The sequence below is a fragment of the Streptomyces sp. NPDC002513 genome (assembly GCF_053595355.1).
On the sequence record NZ_JBSFXK010000060.1, the window covers coordinates 1 to 21,850 of the forward strand.

The window sequence follows — 21,850 nt, forward strand, 5'->3', positions numbered from 1 at the left end:
ACTTACGTCCGGGGCGCCCGTACCCCCACTGCCTCACGCAGCGTGACCGGCAAGCCTGCCCGTCACCGCCGCACCCCCATCAAGTTCGAAGACCCGGTGAACTACCCCACCGAGTGGTGGCACTGGTCCTTCGGCGATCGCTATTGGGCCTGGCCGTTGGAGCCGACACCGCGCTGTACGGGGCGCGAGAACTCGATTGAGCTGCGAGTGAGACCTCGATCCATCGCACGGCTCGGCGCTGTCCTGGACCCTCCCGGAGGATGAACTCCATGCGAGCTGCGCTGGTCGTCCCGCGTCGAATGTGCATGACTGCGGGCAGCAGCCCGCGCGCAGCCTGTGGTCGAGCCGTTTGCCGCTCGTGGACGGCCGGGGGTAAAAGCGCCGTGACCACACCCCGCCCGTCTGCGCCCACGCTCAGCTCGCGCCTGCCGACTTCAGCACCGCCAGCAGCGTACGGGCGTCCCGCACGGTGGGGTGTCCCTCGCCGAGATGGACAGCAGCGTCGTTCACCACCTGCTCGGCGTGTGACACTCCGCCGGGCTGGTCGCATCCGAGCATGGCGTGTGACACGCGCAGACGCAGTGTCAGCGGGTGGCGCGCGCCCAGCAGCGCTTGAGCCTCACTGAGGAAGGAACCGCATCCACGACGTGTCTGCGCCATGGGTCTCCCCTCCTGTCCGCGCTCCCAGCGACGGACCCGAGCCGCCAGTTCCTCGGCCGCTTCGTCGAGCGTCCCTGTGAGGGGAGCGGCACCACCGTGCGGGTCCGGCTCGCGTGAGGGCGTGGGGATTGCGGCGTCGGCAGCACGGGAAGCCTGCGGCACAGCCCATGTGGTGTCTTCGGCGGCATGGGCTCGGGTGTAGGCGAGCGTCTCGTAATGACGTGTGGCAGGCACGGTGGCGTGCTCCGCGACGAGAGCCCGCGCCTGCTCTGACAGCGGAGGCGGATCGATCCGGCCCTCACCGGCTCCGGGAACCAGTGCCTCGGCAACGTCACCGGCCGTCGGCCGCTGATCCGGATCGGGGAGAAGGCACGACCGGACCACCTCCACGAAGTCTCCGGGCAGCCCGGCGAGATCGGGTGTACCGGCCCGGATGTTGGCGACCACGGACGGCGTGTCCTGGCCCCAGGGGCTGCGCCCCAGAGCAAGGCGGGCGAGGACGGTGCCCAGGGAGAACACATCGCTGGCAGGTGTGAACGTGCGCTGCTCGCGTAGTTGCTCGGGAGAGGCGTACGCATAGGTGCCGGCGAAGCCGCGCCGCGGCTCGGTGAGGCGTTCGATCTGGGCGATGCCGAAGTCGATGACGCGCGGGCCGTCCTCGGTCAGCAGCACGTTGGCCGGCTTGAGATCGAGGTGCACGATGCCCTCGGCGTGGATAGCGCTCAGGGCGACGGCGATGCCTGCCCCCAGCGTGCGCACCAAGTCGACGTCCAGCCGTCCGCAGCGCTCGACGAGTTCCTGCAACGAGGGGGCTGCCACGTACGGCACCGCCATCCACGGGGGCGAACCGTCGGGGTTTGCAGCGATCACCGGCACGGTGAACCGCCCGCCGACCCGCTGGGCCGCCCGCACTTCGTGGGCGAAGCCCCGCTTGATCGGGGGAGCCGCCGCGAGGTGCGCGTGCAGCGTCTTGACCGCGATCATCAGCCCGTCGGGATCCTGGCACAGGTAGACACGCCCGAAGCCGCCCTCGCCGACGCACTCCAGCACCTCGAACGCACCGAAGGCCGGTGGCTGATCCACCCCGGCGGTGGGCCGGGCCCGCTTCATCTCCCGCCAGGTGCCAATGGCCTCGGCCTGCGCGTGCAGCGCGATCCGGCCGCCCATAGCCCTCACAGGCATCCGCTTTCGCGCGTCTTCTTCACCCGTCTCGGGCTGTTCGTCCTTCACCACGACGACCTGTGCCGTCTCTGGTTCGCCGTCCCGGAAGACGTACGCCTCGATGCGCACGTTCTCGTCACCCAGGCGGGATACGTAGATGCCCGGCAGCCCCAACCGCTCGCACAGGGCCACCTCTTCGGGTGCCGGCCGCAGGTTGTCGCGGGCGAAGCAGAGGGCGGTCGCGTCATACCCCTGCCGAGACAGGTCCCGGAGCACGGCCGCCCACTGCTCCGCGGTCCATTCGCGCCATGTCAGGTCGTCCGCACCGTCGTTCACCACCGCGAGGCAGGTCGCGTGAGATGCGTCGGCCTCGCGTGCCAGCACTGCGCATGCCGTCTCCGCCGCTGCCTGCACCGCCTCGCCCAACAGTGTCGCGGTCTGTTCCGCGATGCGGAGCACCGTGCGCCGGGCCGTCCGGGCAAGCTCGTCGCGCTGCCCGCGAAGGATGTCGTACTCCGGCGAACCCGGCCCCTGGCCCTGAAGCTCCATGCAGGCGAGCACCTTCCCGAAACAGTCGACAGCGGTCGCGTAGTCCTCCGCGCTCACCGCCGCCTTCGCCTGCGCGACGCGCGCGGAGAGGGTCTGGGAGCTGCCCGCCCCGTAGAGTTGCTCGCACCGCGCGGCTATCTGCCCGTACATCCGGCCCGCGCGCTGGAAGTCTCCTGCGGCTTCGACCGCGGCGGCCGTCGCGCGGAGGTCCTGCAGCCCGTCGTGACCGCCCTCGTTGCCGAACGGCAGCCCGCCGGCGACCTCGGCGTAGCGCTGACGAGCGATCTTGACGAGCTGGTGGCCGGGGCCGAGCTCCTGTCGGGCGGTCTGCAACATCTGGGAGAACGCGCGCAGCGCGGCCGCGTTGTCGCCGCTTTGCTGCTGCCAGTAACCCACCTCGCACAGCAGGGTGAGCGCCGTTTCGGTACGGTTTTCCCGCTCGGCGGACCGGCGCATGCTTTCGTAGCGGCGAACGGCCTCCTCGGGCCGGCCCGACCGGCCGTGCCAGTGGGCCAGTTGATGCCGGGCCAGTTCGGTGTCCTGATGGCGCGGTCCCTGTAACCGCTCCCGGTCGGCCATCAGCCGGGCGAACAGGTGCACCGCGTCTTCCGGTTGGCCGGACTCACCAATCCAGTAGGCCAGTTGGTGCCGCAGTGCCAATGTGTTGGTGTCCTGCGGCCCCAAGACGCGTTCCGCTTGCGTGACCAGTTCTGTGTAGCGTTCGGCGGCCTCCTCCGCGCCGCCCTCACGACCCGCCAGTTCCGCCGTCCTGCTGCCCTCCCGCAGCGATGCGAGGAACTCCTCGCGCAGAGTTCCGCTGGGATCCGATGTCGCCTCGCGTCGCCTGCCGAACCGTCTCACCAGGCCACCCCCATTGCCATAGCCGGACGTGTGTCGAGTGGCCAGTATGCTCTACCCAATCGTTTGCGCCAATCGTTTGGGCAACGGTTGCCTACTGGACTCGGACAGCACGGAACTGACGAGTGATCGGGGCTGCTCTACGTTTTCCCGCTCACCGCAGACTCGGCCCGATCGGCGTGCCCGTGGAGGCCCGCACCACGAGATCGGGCCTGAGCGCCTCCGAGGCGACGGGCTCGCCCGCGATGCGGCGGAGCAACAGCCGTACGGCGCGTCTGCCCTGCTCGGCCATGGGCGAGTGGACGCTGGTGAGCGGGACGGGCAGTTCGGCGGCGAGGGGGGTGTCGTTGAACCCGGCGAGCGCGAGGTCTTCACCCAGACGCAGGCCCAGATCGCGGGCGGCGCCGATGGTGCCGATCGCCGCGAGGTCGTTGACGGCGAAGATCGCGGTCGGCCGGTCGGACCCGCTCAGCAACTCGACGGCGGCCCGGTGCCCGCCGGCCGTGTCGAAGCGGCAGTGCCGCACCCGGTGGGCGGACAGGGGGAGGCCCGCCTCGCGGTAGCGGTCGGTGAAGCCGGTGGTGCGGTCGGCGCCGGTGCTGGCGAAGGATTCACCGGCGATGACGGCCACTTGGCGGTGGCCCAGGGCCAGGAAGTGCTCGGCCACGAGTCGCCCGCCCAGGTGGTCGTCGCACGTGACCGCCGGGTGACCGGTATCGGTGCGGCGGTTGACGAGGACGAAGGGCGTGCCGTCCAGGGCCGGGCCGGCCAGCGCAGCGCCGTCCAGATGTGCGTCGCCGATGATGAGGCCGTCCACCCGGCGCCCCAGGACCATTCCGATCCGCTCGCGCTGGATGGCGGGGTCGTCGTGGGTGTTGGTGACGAAGGTGGAGAGCCCCCGCACGGTCGCCTCCTCCTCCACACCCTCGTAAATGGTGGCCACCACGATCTCCGACAGCCGGGGGAAGAGCACCCCGACCAGGTTGCTGCGCCGGGTGCGCAGACTGGTGGCGTGCGGGTTGGGCCGGTAGCCGAGTTCATCGGCCAGCTCGCGGATCCGTCGCGCTGTCTCGCCCGATGCCGCGCGGCCCTGCTCCCCGGACGGGCCGTTGAGGACGCGGGAGACCGTCGAGACGTGCAGCCCGAGCCGTTCCGCGATCCCGCGCAGTGTCACCGGACCGCCATCGCCCGCCATACCTGTCTCCCACCTCGCCGTTTCCGAACCACCGCCATTCTCCCCAATGGCACACCTCGGCGGAGCCGGAGGACAACTCGGTCCAGTACGCCCACCCACTCACCGAACGGCGCCGCTCTCGCGCCACACGGTTACCCGTTGGTTGGACCACGCGACACCGGTAAAGTCCTGACCTCGTACGGACTTGACGGGGGCAGTCGGTCGACCGGGCCTGCCGTGCGACTGAGAGGTGATCGTTCGTGAGAAGCACAGGGGCGTCGTTGGTTGTGGCGGCGCTTGTGGGGATGGTGGCAATGACGGCCTGCAGCGCGAGCGGGGACGGTGGTGGAGGCAAGGGCGCACGCCCGAAGGCGACGAGCCCCGGCGGGAGTCAGCAGGCGTTGAAGGTGAAGGTGCCGGTCCCGCGGGCGTTCGACAACACCAAGGGCTGGCAGGAGGCTCTCCCGTGGGTCCCGGAGGATGCCACCGGCCGGCCCTATGCCACTGCGCCTGGAGCCGGGATCGTCGCTCTCCTCAAGAAGCAGGGGAGCTCGTACATCCTGGAGGCCCGCGACGAGGCAACTGGCGCGCTGCGGTTCGGTAGCAAGCCCTGGCAGCCGCCGAAGCCGCAGGAGAGCACGGGACAAGCCATCGAGGAGACCCCAGGTGTGGAGGCCGTCAGGCAGGACGGCCGGGAGTACTTGGCCGTCTGGGCGCAGGGCACTGACAGCGGCGACGCGCTCGACAAGCCCCAGCAAGTGGTCGAGGTCGACATCTACCCCGTCGACACCTCCGGTGCCACCGCCGTCCCCGCACACGTGGTGAAGGTGACGGTCGACCGATACTCGGGCGTGGCGCGGGCGCGCGACGGCGGAGCGGGGCTGCTGATCAGCACGGACCGTGGAGACGAGTCCGTCTCCGTCGACATGCGGACCGGGCACCTGAAGCACTACCCCGACACCACGAAACTGGGCGAGCCCACGTGTGGGGCGATCGGCTGCGTCACCAGTAAGGTCAAGGCGCTCACGCAGCACGGCCCGGTGCTGGCCAACTCTGTCGGCGGGTTCGGTGTCCCCGGTCTCTGGAATTCCAGCCGAGTCGTTCCGCCCGGTGCCTCGACGCACGACTACGCGCAGTACGAGAGCACGGCCCGCTTCGCCGTCTCCGGCCATCTCATCGCCTCCTGGTCCGCGGACAGCGGGGACGACATATGGGCCGTGCACAACGCCGAGACCGGCAAGGTCGAGGCTTCGACCAGGTGCTCGGTAACCGATCTGCCGGAATGGGACACTCCCAAAGCCTTGTCGATGAACGGCCGTTACCTGCTGGCCGGACCGCTCGCGTTCGACCTCACGTCGGGCAAGGGTTACTGCTTCGCGGGAAGCGGCACCAGTCGTCAGATCCAGATGCTGTCGGTCGACGACGACGGACAGGCGTACGGCATCGCCCAGGGCGACGACACCGCAGCCGGTGCGCCCGTGTCGGTGCCGATGAGCACAGGGCATCCGGCGCCGTTGCCGCACGGACAGCAACCGCCCTTCCTTTCCCTTCATGGGGTCGGCGCCTTCTCCCCGTCGGCGGATGGCCCCGGCGTATTGCTCGTCTTTCTTCGGCGTCGCTGACATACGTCCGGGAAGGGGAGGGGGAAGCGTGCTCGCAGTAGGCGGAGAGACAACGTGTGACGTCAGCCCAGCCCCGCCCGGATGATGCAGCTGTGTCACCTGTTGGGCACCGACCTGGGCGACCTCGGCCAGGCCGGTGCTTTCAGATCAGCGGTCGGCCAGGTGGCGGGCGAAGAACGTGCGGATCGTGTGGCGTCTTCGGCACCCTTGGCACCGGAGCCGGTACAGGGGCGCCGTGGCTGTCCTGCGGCCACCGCGAGCGGTGGTTCGGACCGTGAGCCGTACCATGCTCAGTGCCCCGGCGCCCTACCGCCCGCTACTCCTTGACGCCGTCGGGCACCAGGAGAACAGGAATGTCGCTTGTGTGTGTCACTGCGTCGCTCACCCGCGGTGTGAACCAAGCGGTGAATCCGTTCCGCTTATGGGGGGCTATCACCAGCAGGTCCGCCGCAAGCTCCCGAACCGTCTTGGTGATGATGCCCGGTACCTCACTGACCGTGCCCGCCGCGAGGTGGCCTTCGGAGCGGAGGCCGACGTCGACAACCGACTTGACGGCGGTGTCGAGCACCTGCTGCGCCGCGCCGGTGTCCTCCAAACGTACGGCGGTGTGGAGCTCGATGTCCGTGACGGCTATGTGGAGAACGTGCACGACGCTGCCTGAGCCCTGTGCCAGGCGAGTCGCTGTGCGCAGGGCAACAGCACCGCCTGCGCTGGAATCGATGGCAACCAGGATGTTCTGGAACATGAGTCACTCCTTTGAAGGCTGAATCTTTCGTATGGGACAAGGGGCTGCGACGGCAGGCTTCCTCGTGTGCGCCGACGTCGCGCCCCTGCGGCGGGTTCGGCTGCCTGCTGTCCGTCAGATCATTCGAGCGGCATTGGGCCGCCATGGAACGGGGAGTGCAGAAAGACCGAAGGGGGCCGGGTGCCTCCAGCAGTACGTCATCCTCATCGACCACAGGCAGTTCGTGGTCGTCGACGGCGTGTCCTGTCACGACGGCGCCTCCGGATGGCCCGAGCAATGCCGTCGGGGGCGAGGTCGACCATGTCGGCCCGATGGTCACGAGGCTATGGCGTGGTCATCGATCCGACCGCTGTTCCGGCGCGGGAGTCGCGGCCGCGGCGCGTTCTCGATTCGGAGCGTCGAGACGTGAGGCTTCTGGGCTGATGCCCGGTGCGGTCAAACCGTGGCGGCAGCCTCCGAACCGGTTGCGGTCGGCACCCCAGAGGATGGGAAGTGAGGCAATACCGTTTCGGCGAGTTCCTGGAGAATCTCATCTGCGGGACGGTCGCTGGGGCGCAGGTTGAAGGAGACGTGGCTGACACCGAGTCTGCCCATCTCCCGCAGGTGGTCGACCAAAGCCTCGCGCCCGGTGCGCAGGCCGAGCCGGATCGGGGTCGCGGCGGCGGTCGGATCCTCGGTGAGGTCCAGTTGCATGGGGGTGAGGTACGGCTTGGGGGTCCCGGCGGTGAGCTGCTGCCACTCGCGGGTCTTCAGCCGCAACGCCGCCAACGGGCGGGGGTAGTTGAGGGACGCGTCGGCGTTCCGCGAGATCCACTCCGCGGACTGCTGGGCGTGCCCGGCGATAGCGATGGGGATGGACGGACCCGTCGGCTTGGGCAGCACTTCGAGATTGCGCTCGGCGCTGAGACCGATGTCGGGCAGGCTGATGCCCTGCCCGCTCGCACGGGTGGCCCAGGCCGCGCGAAGGATCTCCACGCTCTTGCGGAACGTGGCACCGCGCGCCTCGAAGTCCGCGCCGAACAGGGGATATTCCACCGGCCGGTCCCCGCTGGCCAGCCCGAGAACGAACCGGCCGCCGGAGAGGACATCGACGGTGGCCGCCGCCTTCGCGACGAGCAGCGGCTGCCTCAGCGGCAGCACGATGGCGCCAGTCCCGAGCACGGCCCGCTCGGTGACAGCAGCGAGATGCCCCAGATGCGTGAACGCCTCGAAGACGGAGCCGGCGTCGCCGAACTGCTCGGGATCGTACAGGGGAACATCTCGGATCCACAGGGCCGCAAAGCCCAAGGTGTCGGCGAGACAAGCCAGTTCGACATGACGGGTCAGGTCAGGGACACCGAAAGGGCGGCCGGCAGCCCGGTCGGCACGCAGACGCGCGTTGCCCCAGTCATTGTCGAGGGGGAGCTCAAGGCCCAGAGTCGGCAGACCCGCGGGGTTCACGAGCTGCTCCAGGGCAGTGGGAGTGGGAGACATCGGAGAGACACCTTTCGACGTCGGTACGACGCAGGGCCGGTGGTGTGACACGGCAGGTGGACCACGCGGGACGGTGCCGATCCGTCCCGCACGGGGCGATCGGAGGGGCTAGTTGAGGGTGTCCGGGTCCGGACCGGTGCGCAGGCCGCGGTCGAGGGCGGCGATGGCGGCCATCTCGTCGTCCGACAGAGCGAAGTCGAAGACGTCGAGGTTCTCGCGAATGCGGGCGGGTGTGACGGACTTGGGGATGACGATGTTGCCGAGCTGCAGGTGCCAGCGCAGGACGACCTGCGCGGGCGACTTGCCGTGCTGCGCGGCGATGGTGGTGATCGCTTCATCGCCCAGAACGGCGCCCTGCGCGAGCGGACTCCACGCCTCCGTGGCGATGTTGAGGTCTGCGTGCAGGGCGCGCAGCTCGTTCTGCTGGAGGCCGGGGTGCAGCTCGATCTGGTTGACGACCGGTACCAGGTCAGCGCCTTCCAGCAGGCGCCGAAGATGCGCCGGCTGGAAGTTGGACACGCCCGCGGCCCTGATCCGCCCGTCGGCGGCCAGCTTCTCGATGGCCTTCCACGACTCCCGGTACAGGTCACGGGCCGGGGTCGGCCAGTGGATCAGGTAGAGGTCGACGTAGTCCAGGCCCAGCTTCTCCAGGCTGGCGTCGAAGGCCTTGAGGGTGGCGTCGTACCCCTGGTCGGCGTTCCACAGCTTGGTGGTGATGAACAGCTCGTCGCGAGCGATGCCGGAGCCGGCGAGGACCTTGCCGACACCCGATTCGTTGCCGTAGATCGCGGCGGTGTCGACGGAGCGGTAGCCGGCTTCGAGGGCGGCCGTGACGGCAGCGGCCGTCTCGGCGTCGGGGACCTGGAAGACGCCGAAGCCGAGCTGGGGGATCTCGACGCCGTTGTTGAGTGTGACGGTGGGGACAGAGGTGTTCATGCGCGCAAGATCCTCGTGTAGTGGTGGTGGGGTGAACTGCCGCAGCGCGGGCCGTGCCGGCTGCGATGGTCCTCAGGCGAGGGTGCCGAGTGCCGTGGTGGCGAAGCCGTGGTCCTGCTCGGGGGTTCCGCCGCCGACACCGATGGCCCCGATGAGGCGGCCGTCGCGGTGGACGGGCAGGCCACCGGCGATGAACAGCAGCGGCCGGTCGAGGGCGGTGGGCAGGCTGTGGAACGGGCCGTCGGGCTTGACCAGGTCGACGAGGTCGGCGGTCGGGGCGTTCAGCTGGAGCGCGGTGTACGCCTTGCGGGTGCTGGTCTCGCCGGAGATCAGCACGGCGCGGTCGTCGCGGCGGAAGGCGAGGAGGTGGCCGCCGGCGTCGAGAACGGTGACGCTGACGGTGACTCCGGCCGCCTCTGCGGCACGACGGGCGGCGGTGATCAGGACCTCCGCGTCCTGGGTGGTCATTGGGGCGACGGTGGTGGGGGTGCTCATGGTGTGGTGCTCACTTGGTTCGTGGTGTTCTGGTCCGGCCGGGCGGTCCGCCCGGGGTCAGTGGCCGATCGGGACGCTGGTCTGCTGAACCTGCGTGGAGTCGGCCACGACGTCGCCGGAGGTCGGGCGTGTGCGGCGGTCGAGGAGCGCGGCGAGGAAGGACAGCAGCAGGGCGCTGCCGGAGAGCAGGGCGCCGACCCAGTTCGGCGAGGTGTAGCCGAGCCCTGCCGAGATCACCACGCCACCGAGCCAGGCGGCCAGTGCGTTGCCGAGGTTGAAGGCGCCGATGTTGGCGGCGGAGGCCAGGGTCGGGGCGGCCGAGGCCTGGTCGAGGACCCGCTTCTGCAGCGGCGGCACCGTGGCGAAACCGAGTGCGCCGATCAGGGTGAGGGTGATCGCGGCGAGGACCTTGTTGTGGGCGGTCGCGGTGAACAGCAGCAGTACTGCGGCCAGGGCCGCCAGGGTGGTGAAGAGCATCGGCATCAGGGCGCGGTCGGCGAACTTGCCGCCGAGCAGGTTGCCGAGGAACATGCCGATGCCGAACAGGACAAGCAGCCAGGTCACAGCGCCCTCGGGGTAGCCGGCCACCCGGGTCATCATCGGCGTGATGTAGGTGATCGCCGCGAAGACACCGCCGTAGCCGAGGACGGTCATCGCCATGGCGAGCCAGACCTGCACGTTCTTGAAGGCGGCGAATTCGGTGCGGAGGTTTCCGGTCTCGGGCCTGCCCTGCTCGGGGACGAGCTTGGCGAGGCCGAGGAGGCCGATGATGCCGAGGGAGGCGACGATGCCGAAGGTGATGCGCCAGCCGGCGACCTGCCCGATGTAGGTGCCGCCGGGGACGCCGACGACGTTGGCCACCGTCAGGCCCATGAACATCAGGGAGATGGCGGAGGCCTTCTTCTCGGGAGCCACCAGGTCGGCGGCGACGACGGAGCCGATGCCGAAGAACGCGCCGTGGGCGAGCGAGGCGATGATCCGGCCGATCAGCATGACGCCGAAGCTGGGCGCGACGGCCGACAGGGCATTGCCCACGACGAACAGGCCCATGAGGAACATGAGCATCTTCTTGCGGGACACCTTGGTGCCGAGCGCGGTGAGCAGCGGGGCACCGATGACGACGCCGAGGGCGTAGCCGGACACCAGCCAGCCGGCGGTGGGGATGCTGACGCCGAAGTCGTTTGCGACCTGGGGCAGCACGCCCATGATCACGAATTCGGTGGTGCCGATCCCGAAGGCCCCGATGGCCAGGGCCAGGAGCGCGAGAGGCATGGTGGGATACCTTCCAAGCGATTGCGTTAGCCGTTTACGGTCGGCCACAATAGTTGCAAACGCGGGCTATGGGCAAGCGAGGGATGGCGTAGATTGGATTTGCCTTCGTGTGCAAGTATTGATGGCCCGGGGTAGGTCCGCCGACGAAGGAGGCTCCTGTGACGGTCACCGACCCAGCGCTCTCCGCCCTGGCGCAGGGCTGGTGCGCCCTCTCCCTGCTGCACGGCAAGATCGAGGCGCACCTCGAACGCGTTCTGGAAACCGATCACGGCCTGAGCGCCCGTGAGTACTCACTGCTCGACGTGCTCAGCCGACAGCACGACGGAGACGGAGGGCACCTGCAGATGAAGCAGGTCGCCGACGCCGTCGTCCTCAGCCAGAGCGCTACCACCCGCCTGGTCACCCGCCTTGAGGACCGCGGACTGCTGTCCCGCTACCTGTGCCCCACCGACCGCCGGGGGATCTATACCGACGTCAGCGACGCCGGTATGGAGCTGCTTGAGGCGGCCCGTCCCGCCCACGACACCGCCCTGCGGGAGGCACTCGCGGAGGCGGCCCAGGTTGCCAGGCTCGAACCGCTGGTCCGGGCGCTGCGGTCGCTGCCCACCCGGGTCGCCGTCGCCGCCTGAAAGGAGCGCATCCGTGCGTGAAGGCCTTGGCCGGAGGTGCCACCCGGCCAAGGTGGCGCCACGCGCCTACGCCGCCAGGTGACGCACCCGTTCCGTCCCCTATCCGGAGTGGAGTTGGAGTTCATCGAGCGTCGGCAGTGCTGGCGCGGGGACCGGGTGTACTACTTCGACGAGGCGGGCATCCGGTCGGGGAACCCGACGGAGTGGACGCCCGCGACACAAGGTACTGGCCGAAGACAGACCTGCCAGCGCCGAGTGCGACACCGGCCAGAGACAACAGCGCCGGCTCCAAGGTTCCCTATGAACCCATAACGGGAGTCCCTCCATTCCCCACGATCACCGCTCCGATGGGGACCGGTGACCGTGAGGGTGACGAATTCCGTGACGCTCAACCCCTCAGAACTGGGGAATTCTGGGCTCTGGTGCTGATCTTGTGACGCTGTCGGGTCAGGGCGTGAGGAGGACGCGCTTGCGGAGGAAGTCGAGGTTGGCTCGGCCATATCCTTGTCTTTTGAGGAGTTTCGTCCTTGTGACCTGCCCTTCGACCTGGCCGGAGCTCCAGGGGGTGGAGAGCCCAGCGGTGACGGCGTCGATGTCGCGGCTCAGTCCGTTGATCAGGGAGTGCAGGGCGGGCAGGTCGTCGGCGATGACGCGCTTCATCCAGGCGGGCAGTTGATCGCCCCGCAGGTCGCCCATCATGGTGGCGAATTCGCGGACGTGGTGGGTGACGGCGTCGAGTTCGGGGCAGCTGGTCCGGATCTCCTTGAGGTCGGCGGCGTCATCGGCTGTCAGTTTTCCGGGGTCGGTCATGATCCAGCGGACGATGCGGCGGGGCTGTGGGGCTGGGCGGCGCACGGGTGGCGCGGTGGTGGCGGCCTTGAACGGGCGGAGGCAACGCTGGACGGTCTGGATGCTTCCGGCAAAGCCCAAGGCGACGATTTCCTGGTGGAGCTGGGCGCTGTTGTGACAGCCCTCGTTCCACCGCTGGTGGAGGTGGGGCTTGTACTCGTCCAGGATGGTGGAGCGGTTCGTCGCTTTGGCCAGCAGTTCGTCGATGCTGGTGGCGCGGGCGAAGCGGCGCACGGTGGACCGGTCCAGCCGCAGTGTCCGGCAGATGTTCTCCAGCGTGTTGCCGGCCTCCAGGAGCTGTTGCACGGTGGTATAGCGTTCCCTGGTCCGGGTCACCAGGCGGCGCTCTCGTCCGCAGACATCGAGCATCCCGGCCGCCGGTGCTGGCGGCGGTGGCGTCTGCCAGATGTCGTCGCTGGTCGGCGGTGCGACCGGTACGGTGTTCTCGAACGTGGTCGGACGCAGGTGTGGTGGGCGGAGAAGGTCTTTTCGACAGCCTCGCCGAGGTTGTGCCACAGATGCCAGGCGTTGCGATCTGCACCGCTTGCGGAGCACCGCTGCGGGCGCCCTCGGCATAAGCCCCGGCACGGTCCCGGCAGATGATCTCTACTTCCGGATGGCGCTTCAGCCAGGCGGCCAGCGGTTCGGCATCCCGGCCGGGCAGCACGTCCACCGGACGCCGTCTCTCCAGATCCACCAGGATCGTGGCGTACGAGTCGCCCTTCCGCAGCGCGAAATCGTCGACGCCGAGCACGCGGATCTGTCCGACTGGTTCTTCCGGCGCGGCGCGGACGAGACGTAACAAGGTGTCCTTGGCGACACGCAGGCCCAGCACCCCGGCCAGGCGGGCTCCCGCGCGGCCGGCCAGTGCGAGAGCGATCGAGGTCAATTGCTCACGCACGAGTGGCGTGTAGCGGGCATGCGGGCTCGTCAGTCCCGAGATCTGCTCGGCGAACGTCACTGCCGGGCACGCCGGGTTCGGGCACTTGAACCGGCGCACCAGCAGCTCGATCACCACTCTGGCCCCACCGACCGCGGCGTCCGCGAGCCGTCGCATGTACCGGCCGTACACCCGGACCGACGCACTACCGCAGTGCGGGCAGTCCGAGCCCGCCGAGCGGGCCCGCGCATGCATCGTGACCACTCCAGCCACCGCCCGCTCGACCAACTCCACCACGACACCGGCCAGATGAGGGAACAACGTCTCGAAACTCCGCGAAGAACACGCGAGCCATGATCACAGCCACCGCTGACACCGACAGCGTGAGCGCAGCCTGGGACCTGCGCGCCGCGCAGGTCCCAACAGGGGGGGCCAGCAGCGCGGGTTCGGCCCCATTCGTGCGGCATCATGGCCGGTCAGCGATGGCGTACCGGCTTAGCGGGTAGATCGCTGGGTATAGTGCAGGCGTTTCGGGGAACCGGCGACCTGGAGTCGGTCGACCTCACGCGCCACCTCGTGTTCATCGACATCCGGGGCCCTGGCGGAGCCCCGATGACCACATCGCTGAGGAGGCCGTCCCATGGAACCCGTCACGCTGATCACCGGTGGCTCGACCGGAATCGGCGCCGCCGCCGCCCGCGCCCTGCTCAAGCAGGGCCACCGCGTGGCCGTCACCGGACGTGACGCGGACAAGCTGGCCGCCTTCGCTGCTTCGGCCGCAGCGGGCGAGCGGCTGCTGACGATCACCGGCGACACCAGCGACGCGCACGACGTCGCCTCCGCCGTGCGCCGCGTGGTGGAGGCGTGGGGCCGACTGGACAACGTCATCGCCAATGCCGGTTTCTCACTGCCCGGCAACCTGGAGAGCCACGCCCCCGAGGACATGCGCGCCATGGTCCTCACCAACGTCCTGGGCCCGGCCCTGCTGGTGCGGGAGACCCTGCCACACCTGCGGGAGTCCAAGGGCCGGATCGTGATCATCGGTTCGGTCGCCGGGGTGCGCAACACGCCTGGCAACCTGTACTCGGTCACCAAGTGGGCCGCGCACGCACTGGCCGAGAACACACGGCTGCTGGTCGGCAAGGACGGGGTCGGCGTGACGGTCGTCGCCCCCGGGGTGGTGGACACCCCGTTCTGGGACGAGCGCGGCGGCACCCCCGAGGCGGCGCCGGTGATGACCGCCGAGCAGGTCGCGGACACGATCTTCTTCGCCGTCAATCAGCCCGCGGGCGTGGACATCAACCACATCACCATGCGGCCGACCGGACAGGTCGGCTGACGCCGCGCTCCCAATGACCGTACGATAAGGCGCCTTCGGCCCCGCCGCGTACCACGCGGTGCAGGCCGAAGGCGGGTGAGCAGGCCCTTAAGTACCAGGGGCAGGGAGGTCACTTCGCGCAGCAGGCGAGATCCTCCCGGGTGATCGAGGCGTCGAACTGCTCCTTGGATTGCCGAGCGATGGCCGGCTCCCCGTCCCGGCTGCCGTGCGAGGCGGCCATCACGTCGTGCGCCACGTTGACCGCCCGGATGCCCGGGGCACCGCGAACCCGTTGGCGGCGTCCCGCGGACGGAACGCCACCCTGGGTGCGTCGACGGTGAGGACCAGCGCGCGGAAACTGGCGGCCTCGGCCCGGCGGATCAGGTCACGGCGCTTGAGCCAATACAACTGCATCCACAGCAGGCCGGTGGCCGCGGCGGCGATGTCCACTGACACCTACCGCGTCACAAGATCAGCGCCAGAGCCGAATTCTGTGACCGTCGAGCGCGTGGCAACCGCCTCACGGAGGTGGTGCCGGGGCCTCTGCGGGGGCCGCGTCCGATACCACACGCATGCCCAGCCCGCGCACACGGTAGATACACGTGTCGTCGCCCCACAGCGACGCGTCCGCCGTCGCATAGGGCCCCCGCGCGTCCGTGCCGCTCTCCACGATGTCCATGTCCACCCGGATCAGCCGGTTGGCCGGGGTGATCTGGCCGCGGTACGTCCAGGTCGTCTCGCGGCCGGGCAGCACCGGCTCGAACCGGGGGCGTGGGATGCCGTCCGCCGCGCCACGCTCGAGCAGGTGGTACTGGAGCAGCTGGCACATGGCCTCGACGCCCAACGACCCGGGCTGCACGGGGTCCTGGAAGAAATGCGCCCGGAAGAACCACTCGTCCGGGACGACGTCCTTCTCCGACCGCAGCCGCCCGAGCCCCCTGCTGCCCCCGTCCGGCCAGGAACCGGTGATCCGGTCGAGCATCAGCAGCATCGGGCCCGGCAACCGCGGTTCCCCGGCGCAGTAACGAGCGGGCCGGGTGGTCAGATCGACCCTACGGGCGCAGGGCTCGTCGAGACGGGCCCGGTCCTGCGCCGACACCGTGAGGCCCTGCTGGTGATCGAAGGCCGACGGCGGGAAGTAGCCGAAGGCCGTGGAGAGTTCGAACAGCGGCACGCCGTCGGCCGTGCACCTCACCCGGAACGACTCGATGATCATGTCCCCGCTGTGGGAGACACGAGTCAGTTCGGCACGGGTGCGGACCGTATGCGTCGCCGGAGTGATCTCGCCGGTGACCGTCCCCGACCCGTCGAGGTTGCGGAACAGCAGATCCTTGTCGGTGGTCAACGCGCTGCCCACGTACGAGGCCAGCCACCCGCAGGGTTGCAGCGCGATCTCCATCAGGACGCCGAACGGCATCGTACGGCCGCCGCTCTGCTCGAAGTACCAGGCCCGTGCGGGCACGTCGTACTCCGCGACGACACTGCTGCCCTCCCGCATGCCGCCCTGCGGACCGTCCACCGAGACGATCCGGCTCATGAAGTGGTAGGGGGGACCGGGGAGCCGGGCGACCTTACGGGTGCCGTCGAAGGGCTCGTACGCGGTACCGAACGCCTCACTGGGTCTGCCCCAGGCACACGCCAGCAACGAGCCGTAGTCGAAGGGGAATCCGTCGGCCGCCGTCGCCACCGGCTTCGCCTCCCGGTGCCCGGCCAGCCCGCCGAGCAAGGGGAGCGGTACCGGTGTACCGCTGCCCTGCACGAGGGGCGGGCCCGAGCGTCGCCAGTGCGACAGCGGCCAGTCGGGCACCAGCCGCAGCGCCACATCCCGGCCCAGGAACGCATGCATTCCGTCCACCGAGCCCAGCACATCGGCGTACAGCGTCGGCACCGGCCCGGCCGAGACACCCCGCACGAACACCTCGTAGACGACCTGTCGGCCGGCCGGAGTCGCCTGGCCTCGGCACATCGTCTTGCAGGCATGGCCGTCTACGGGCTCGAAACGCCAGCCGTCCCGGTCCACGGTGAAGCCCATGGCCGCCAGGTAGAACGCCATCGCCTGGAGACCGCCCTGGAGCATCAGCGTGCCCGGCATACAGGGGTCGTTCTTGAAGTGCCCCGCGAAGAACCAGTCGTCCGGCGACAGCGGGGTCTCCGCCCGCAGGTAGCCGCGGCCCCACGGCCCTCCGGCCGGGTCGAACGCGGTCACCTCGTGCACCAGCCGCAGCCTGCCGTCGTCGAGCCCCGGTGAGCGGACGTGGGCCGCTGTCGCCTCCCAGCCGGGGCCGAAGCAGTCCGCCGGCCGCCCCTGTGCCAGTGCCCGCACCCGGTCCCTGTCGAAGCGGGTCCGCCCGCAGCGCACGGCCGGCGGATCGAGCGGCAGGTCGTCGCCGGGCGGTCGCTCGGCGGGATCCCACCGCACACCGCCGCTGCCCGCGAGCTCCTCCTGGGTGAAGAACCCGGCCTGGCCCTCGCGCACGCTGAGCCGGAGTTCGCCGTCCACGTAGCAGTCGTAGTGGAAGAAGGACAGCCGGACGCCCTCGTGCTCCGCGTGGCCGTCGACGTGGATCTCATAGCGCAGGGTGTCACCCGCTTCCGGCGGGCCGCCGTGGTAGGTCACTTCGCAGCCGAGCAACCGGTAGGCGCGCTCACCCCGGTTGAGGAGGTCGACGCCCAGCCAGCTCAGCAGGAGCAGATCCCCCTGGCCCGCCTCGATCATCAGCCCGGGGGGCATACGTCCGGTGGAGTCCAGGTACCAGCTGTCGGGCAGGACGTCGGTCTCCGTCCAGATCGTTCCGTCGGTGCGCACCGGGCCGGGCGCGGCGAGCGCAGCGGGCACGGCGTCGATGCCGGTGACCCGGTCCGCGAGCAGCATGGGCGGCTCGGGCATCCGGGTCTGCACCGCGTACGCGTCCTGCTCGGCGAACCGAGGGCCGAACAGTGTGGAGATCTCCCGGGAGGCAAGGTGCACCAGCTCGGCGCGGTCGAACTTCGGCCCCGGCCTCAGGGGTGGTGTGGCCGCCTTTGGCGGGGGAGCGGGCAGGGACGCCGAGCGGGGCGTGGGGGGTACGTGGGCCGACGGTGACCCGGCGGCCGGACGCGGTGCCGGGAGGCCCGGTGGCCGTACGCGAGGGGACACGGTGCTCCTCAGCGCCCTGACGGCGAGAGCGGACGTCCGCAGGAACCGCTGGTGGGCCTCGGCGTGCCCGGCGATGATCTCTTGGTGCAGCGCGGCGACCCGCAGGCTCTGCCGGAGGACTGCGGCACGGGCGCCCGCCGCCCGCGGCTCCTGCCCGGCTGATTCCGTCGGCGGGACATCCGGCAAGGGGCGCAGCTCTACGGCACCCGGGTGCAGCTCTACGGCACCGGAGTGCAGCTCTACGGCACCGGAGTGCAGCTCTACGGCACCGGGGCGGGGCACGGCAACGCCGGCCGGTGAGTCGGACGAGCCGGCCTCTCGGTCCGGCACCGGCGCCAACTCGGGGGCCCGAGGCAGGGTCGCCAGGGCCGGCTCCAGCGGAGGCAGACACGGAGGTGCGGGTACGGGCACGGTGATGGTGGGCCCGGGACGCGGGACTTGGGCGGCGGCTCTCGCGAGTCGGGCGAACAGCTCGTCGGCGTGCACCGGCACTCCCGCGACGACGAGTTCGGCCACCGCCAGGCAGGGCTGCCGCAGCCCGGTGTCGCCGGGGGCGTCCAGGGCGACGGCCACATGGTCCCGGTCGCCGAGTACGCGCTTGATCCAACCGGTGCACAGCTTGCGCGGCCCGTGCTCCACGAAGACCCGGACACCGTCAGCCCACGCCTGCTCGACCATGGCCGCGAAGTCGATCGTGTTGAGCCCCTGCGCGGTGAGTGCCTCGGCTGCCCGCTCGGCCGTCGGCCGGTACGACTGGCCGGAGGCCCCGCTGTAGAACCGCACACCGGGCACGTCGACAGTGGGATGGCGGTGGGCCTCACGCCATACCTCTTTGATCTCCGCCAACTCCGGTGCGTGGGCGGCCATGTCGTAGTCGAGCTCGATCGCGCGGTCGGCGCCGATCCTGGCCACGACGGCCGCGCACGCGCGGGACTCGCCGCCGATGACGCAGACCCCGGGCGCGTTCACCGCCATCAGATGGACCGCGACCTCGGCGGCGAGCTCGGAACGGATCGCCTCCAGGGGCGCACTGACCAGGTAGCTCGACCAGCGGCGGCCCTGGACGCCCAGACGCTCCCAGTGGCGCCGGACCGCCCGGAGTTCACCGGTGAGTTCGGTCGTGAACAGACCGCTGTCCCGGGTGGCGTCGTACAGCCCTGCGGCGTCCGGCCAGGCACCCAGCGCCACCAGGGCGGCCGACTCGCCCGAGGAGTACCCGAGAGCGGCGTCCGGCCGAAGCCGGAGCACCTCCCGGGTGAACACGGTGTGGACGACAGCGAGTTCGGCGGCAGCCCAGATCTGGTCGAGCACTCCGCGCTCCGCCCGCGACCGCAGGCGTGTACCGATCGCGCCGTGCCTGGCACGGACGGCCTCGCCGAGCGACGGCAGCGCGAGCATCAGCTCGTGGCCCATACCCGGATACGTGGCCGAGCCGTTGGTGTACACGAACGCGGTCTGCCCCGTGACCGGCTTGTCCCGGTACAGCACATCGGCCGGACGGGTCCCGCCCTCGGCCAGCCAGCGGCGGGCGGCCTCCTTGCGGCCCGGCCACGCGTCGTCGTCGGCCACGAGGGCCAGCCGGGCCGGTCCGGCGTCGGACTCCGCACCGGACTCCAGCGCGGCCAGCACCTCTCGGCGGTCGGCCCCGGAAAAGACGTGCAGGCGCGGAGCAGCTCCTCGCAGCCATGGCCGGGCGTCCCCCGCGCGCAGCCGGACACTCGCGACGGGCCCCTCCATCGGTGTCACCGCCGCCTTCGCGGTATGCGCGACGGACGCGGTGTCCGCGGGACCGCCTGGACGCGGCACCGCGCGGTGCTGGAGCGAGAGCGCCGCGACCGCTACGGAGACCAGCCCGTACGCGGCGTGCGCGCGCCCGAAGGCCGACGCCGGATCGAACACCGCGTCAGGGCCGTCCCCGACGACCATGTCGGGTGCGCCGGCGCCCTCCTCGTCGAGCAGGGCGACGACGGTGTCGCCGTCCCTGCGCGCGGTGTCCAGGGACTTGAGGACCAGGACGACGGCGGCGTCCCCGGGTTCGTCCTCGTGTCCGAGTTCCCGCTGGGCGGCCCGATGCACCGCCTCACAGGACAGGTCGGTGGCACCGACGAGCGCGGCGTCGACCTCACCCGACCGGACGGCACGGGCCGCGAGTTCCAGTGCCACCAGGCCGGACGCCTCCTCCGCGGACACCGCGAACCCTGGGCCCGCCAGGTCGAGTTGGGTACTGATCCGGTTCGCCACGAGGTTCGGCAGAGTGCCCACCACCCCGTCCGCTGTCATGGGCGGCACGAACGCGTCCCGGGCGAGGCCCGCCGACGCTGCCGCGGCCGGAAGCTGGGCCTGCTCCAGCCAGTGGGGAACCCGCCAGCGGGCGCCCGCTCGGGCCACCTCGGGGTCCACTCCCATGCCGATGACCACCATGGTCCGCTCCCGCGGCAGGGACACCGACCGTACGGCCTCCCGGGCGGCTTCCAGCACCAGGAGCTGATGGCGCACCGTTCGCTGCAGCGCCAGGGGCGGGAAACACAGGTCCCTCAAGTCCACGGCGATCTCCGTGGCGGGGCCACGCCGCTCACCGCACAGCACCGCCCGCCGGAAGTCCTCGGTACAGGTCCCGTCGCCGACTCGGGCGCCGAGGGCGACGATCGCCACCGGAGTGCGGCCGCCCGGCGAATCCCGCACCCGGGCCGGGGCGGGCACGGCGGCGGCCGGGCGGATCGGTCGCGGTACGGTGGACACCGGGCCGTCGTCCGGAAGGTCCACCACCAGATGGGCGTTGGTCCCGCCGAACCCGAACGCACTCACCGCCGCCCGGCGCGGACCCGACCACGGTTCCGGCGCGGTCAGCACCCGCAACGGCGTGCCCGCCAGCGCCTCCAGGGGCCGCTCCGCGCCGAGCGTCGCCGGGCGGACCCCCGCACGCAGCGCGCCGAGCACCTTCAGCAGCCCGGCCGCACCCGCCGAGGCCAGCAGGTGCCCGACGTTCGACTTCACCGAACCGATGGGCACATCGTCGCCGGCCCCGAAGATCCGGGCCATGCCGCGCGCCTCCACCGCGTCTCCGACCGGTGTCCCCGTCGCATGGCACTCGACGAGCGACACGGTCTCGGGCGCGACGCCCGCCGCTTCGTACGCCAGGCGCATGGCCCGGACCTGACCCTCCTCCGACGGACTGATCAGCCCAGCGCCGCGCCCGTCGTTGGACAATCCGACACCGCGGATCGCGCCGAGCACGGGCAGTTGGGCGGTACGGGCATCGGACAGCCGCATCAGGGCGACGAACCCGGCGCCCTCGCCGTGCACCAGCCCGTCCGCGCCCTGGTGGAAGGGCCGGCTGCGCCCCGAGCGGCTCGTCGCGGACAGCCCGCAGAACCCCACGTGCAGATAGAGGGGGTCCGCCCGGCTGACCGCGCCGGCCACCATCAGGTCCGCCGTGCCGTCGTGCAGCCGGTCGCAGGCCAGCTTGACCGCGTACAGCGACGAAGCGCAGGCGGCGTCGAGGGACCACGCGCCCGCGCCCAGCCCGAGGGCTCGGGCCGCGAGCCGGGCGGGCAGCCCGGACGAGAAGCGATTCCGGGCGTCGGGCCGCTCCCGGCGCTCTCCCGTCAGCAGGGCGTCACGGAGCGGGGGCCGCTGGGCGGACAGCCAGACGTGCTCGGCGAAAGCCGCCCCGGTGGGCGTGGGATAGGACAGGTTTCCCAGCACCAGCCCCGCGCGCGGCAGAGGCCCTCCGCGGCCGGCTTCCGTCAGCGCCTGCCGGACGCCGTACATGACCCAGTGGAAGAGCGGGTCCAGTGACAGGATGTGCTCCGGGGCGATCCGGAAGCCGCTCGGGTCGAAGACGGACTCGAAACCCCGTACGTACCCGCCGACATCGGTCCAGGTGCGGTCTTGGTGGTCGTCCACCGAGCCCATGGCCCAGTGGCGCGGCAGCCGCCATCGGTCTTCCGGGGCGGCCGACAAACTGACGCGGCCCGCGGCGACGTTGTCCCAGAACGTGTCCGGATCGAGCGCGTCGGGCAGCACACAGCCCCGGCCGACGACGGCGATCGGTTCGAATTCCATGCAGGTCTCACTTCACGGCAGGGCGGGG

Annotated in this window: 15 protein-coding genes and 2 pseudogenes; 5 read left to right on the plus strand and 12 right to left on the minus strand. The window is 70.6% G+C overall.

Annotation, left to right across the window (positions count from 1 at the left end; all coding sequences use genetic code 11):
• Nucleotides 1–96 precede the first annotated feature (96 nt).
• Nucleotides 97–200: pseudogene (locus tag ACWD5Q_RS28865) on the plus strand (M15 family metallopeptidase); the annotation flags it as partial.
• Between the two features lie 214 nt (nt 201–414).
• On the opposite strand, the gene ACWD5Q_RS28870 reads toward ACWD5Q_RS28865, so the two are convergent.
• Together ACWD5Q_RS28870 and ACWD5Q_RS28875 are read right to left on the minus strand one after the other, a co-directional pair.
• The gene (locus ACWD5Q_RS28870; RefSeq protein WP_451429995.1) at nt 415–3,231 is read right to left on the minus strand and encodes a protein kinase domain-containing protein; all 2,817 of its coding nucleotides are present in this window, start codon (nt 3,229–3,231) and stop codon (nt 415–417) included.
• Between the two features lie 151 nt (nt 3,232–3,382).
• Nucleotides 3,383–4,423 (minus strand): LacI family DNA-binding transcriptional regulator, encoded by a 1,041-nt coding sequence (locus tag ACWD5Q_RS28875; RefSeq protein WP_451429996.1) that lies wholly within the window; start codon nt 4,421–4,423, stop codon nt 3,383–3,385.
• 293 nt (nt 4,424–4,716) lie between these two features.
• On the opposite strand from ACWD5Q_RS28875, the gene ACWD5Q_RS28880 reads away from it, so the two are divergent.
• The gene (locus ACWD5Q_RS28880) at nt 4,717–6,024 is read left to right on the plus strand and encodes a hypothetical protein (RefSeq protein WP_451429997.1); all 1,308 of its coding nucleotides are present in this window, start codon (nt 4,717–4,719) and stop codon (nt 6,022–6,024) included.
• A gap of 316 nt (nt 6,025–6,340) precedes the next feature.
• On the opposite strand, the gene ACWD5Q_RS28885 is transcribed toward ACWD5Q_RS28880, so the two are convergent.
• From ACWD5Q_RS28885 to ACWD5Q_RS28905, 5 genes are all read right to left on the minus strand, one after another.
• A complete protein-coding gene (locus ACWD5Q_RS28885) occupies nt 6,341–6,769 on the minus strand; it encodes a universal stress protein (RefSeq protein ID WP_451429998.1) in 429 nt (142 codons plus the stop codon).
• Between the two features lie 435 nt (nt 6,770–7,204).
• Nucleotides 7,205–8,242 carry an LLM class oxidoreductase gene (locus ACWD5Q_RS28890; protein ID WP_451429999.1) on the minus strand — a complete coding sequence of 346 codons (1,038 nt, stop codon included), beginning with the start codon at nt 8,240–8,242 and terminating at the stop codon, nt 7,205–7,207.
• Nucleotides 8,243–8,350: 108 nt separating this feature from the next.
• Nucleotides 8,351–9,178, minus strand: a complete 828-nt coding sequence (locus tag ACWD5Q_RS28895; RefSeq protein ID WP_451430000.1) for an aldo/keto reductase — start codon at nt 9,176–9,178, stop codon at nt 8,351–8,353.
• A 72-nt stretch (nt 9,179–9,250) separates the two neighbouring features.
• On the minus strand, nt 9,251–9,673 hold the full coding sequence (locus tag ACWD5Q_RS28900; protein WP_451430001.1) for a GlcG/HbpS family heme-binding protein: 423 nt from the start codon (nt 9,671–9,673) through the stop codon (nt 9,251–9,253).
• 57 nt (nt 9,674–9,730) lie between these two features.
• Nucleotides 9,731–10,945 (minus strand): MFS transporter, encoded by a 1,215-nt coding sequence (locus ACWD5Q_RS28905; RefSeq protein WP_451430002.1) that lies wholly within the window; start codon nt 10,943–10,945, stop codon nt 9,731–9,733.
• A 158-nt stretch (nt 10,946–11,103) separates the two neighbouring features.
• Between ACWD5Q_RS28905 and ACWD5Q_RS28910 the strand changes: the two genes are divergently transcribed.
• Nucleotides 11,104–11,574, plus strand: a complete 471-nt coding sequence (locus ACWD5Q_RS28910; protein WP_451430003.1) for a MarR family winged helix-turn-helix transcriptional regulator — start codon at nt 11,104–11,106, stop codon at nt 11,572–11,574.
• Nucleotides 11,575–11,682: 108 nt separating this feature from the next.
• On the plus strand, nt 11,683–11,886 hold the full coding sequence (locus tag ACWD5Q_RS28915) for a DUF5372 family protein (protein WP_451430004.1): 204 nt from the start codon (nt 11,683–11,685) through the stop codon (nt 11,884–11,886).
• 135 nt (nt 11,887–12,021) lie between these two features.
• Here the strand turns inward: ACWD5Q_RS28915 and ACWD5Q_RS28920 are convergent, their stop codons facing one another.
• Nucleotides 12,022–12,729, minus strand: a complete 708-nt coding sequence (locus ACWD5Q_RS28920; protein WP_451430005.1) for a transposase — start codon at nt 12,727–12,729, stop codon at nt 12,022–12,024.
• Between the two features lie 283 nt (nt 12,730–13,012).
• Nucleotides 13,013–13,558 (minus strand): annotated as a pseudogene (locus tag ACWD5Q_RS28925) (transposase family protein); the annotation flags it as partial.
• A 385-nt stretch (nt 13,559–13,943) separates the two neighbouring features.
• On the opposite strand from ACWD5Q_RS28925, the gene ACWD5Q_RS28930 reads away from it, so the two are divergent.
• Entirely contained in the window at nt 13,944–14,642 is a 699-nt protein-coding gene (locus ACWD5Q_RS28930; protein ID WP_451430006.1) for an SDR family oxidoreductase, read from the plus strand.
• Between the two features lie 109 nt (nt 14,643–14,751).
• On the opposite strand, the gene ACWD5Q_RS28935 is transcribed toward ACWD5Q_RS28930, so the two are convergent.
• The 3 genes from ACWD5Q_RS28935 to ACWD5Q_RS28945 form a co-directional block, all read right to left on the minus strand.
• Nucleotides 14,752–14,877, minus strand: coding sequence for a hypothetical protein (locus ACWD5Q_RS28935; protein ID WP_451430007.1), 126 nt, complete (start codon nt 14,875–14,877; stop codon nt 14,752–14,754).
• On the minus strand, nt 14,862–15,077 hold the full coding sequence (locus tag ACWD5Q_RS28940) for an alpha-hydroxy-acid oxidizing protein (protein ID WP_451430008.1): 216 nt from the start codon (nt 15,075–15,077) through the stop codon (nt 14,862–14,864). The genes ACWD5Q_RS28935 and ACWD5Q_RS28940 overlap by 16 nt, the downstream gene beginning before the upstream one ends.
• A 64-nt stretch (nt 15,078–15,141) precedes the next feature.
• On the minus strand, nt 15,142–21,822 hold the full coding sequence (locus ACWD5Q_RS28945; RefSeq protein ID WP_451430009.1) for a beta-ketoacyl synthase N-terminal-like domain-containing protein: 6,681 nt from the start codon (nt 21,820–21,822) through the stop codon (nt 15,142–15,144).
• Between the last annotated feature and the right edge of the window lie 28 nt (nt 21,823–21,850).

Coding starts and splice junctions, on each gene's coding strand:
- ACWD5Q_RS28875 (WP_451429996.1), bottom strand. CDS start 4,423: ATGGCGGGCGATGGCGGTCCGGTGACACTGCGCGGGATCGCGGAACGG.
- ACWD5Q_RS28880 (WP_451429997.1), top strand. CDS start 4,717: ATGACGGCCTGCAGCGCGAGCGGGGACGGTGGTGGAGGCAAGGGCGCA.
- ACWD5Q_RS28885 (WP_451429998.1), bottom strand. CDS start 6,769: ATGTTCCAGAACATCCTGGTTGCCATCGATTCCAGCGCAGGCGGTGCT.
- ACWD5Q_RS28890 (WP_451429999.1), bottom strand. CDS start 8,242: ATGTCTCCCACTCCCACTGCCCTGGAGCAGCTCGTGAACCCCGCGGGT.
- ACWD5Q_RS28895 (WP_451430000.1), bottom strand. CDS start 9,178: ATGAACACCTCTGTCCCCACCGTCACACTCAACAACGGCGTCGAGATC.
- ACWD5Q_RS28900 (WP_451430001.1), bottom strand. CDS start 9,673: ATGAGCACCCCCACCACCGTCGCCCCAATGACCACCCAGGACGCGGAG.
- ACWD5Q_RS28905 (WP_451430002.1), bottom strand. CDS start 10,945: ATGCCTCTCGCGCTCCTGGCCCTGGCCATCGGGGCCTTCGGGATCGGC.
- ACWD5Q_RS28930 (WP_451430006.1), top strand. CDS start 13,944: ATGGAACCCGTCACGCTGATCACCGGTGGCTCGACCGGAATCGGCGCC.
- ACWD5Q_RS28945 (WP_451430009.1), bottom strand. CDS start 21,822: ATGGAATTCGAACCGATCGCCGTCGTCGGCCGGGGCTGTGTGCTGCCC.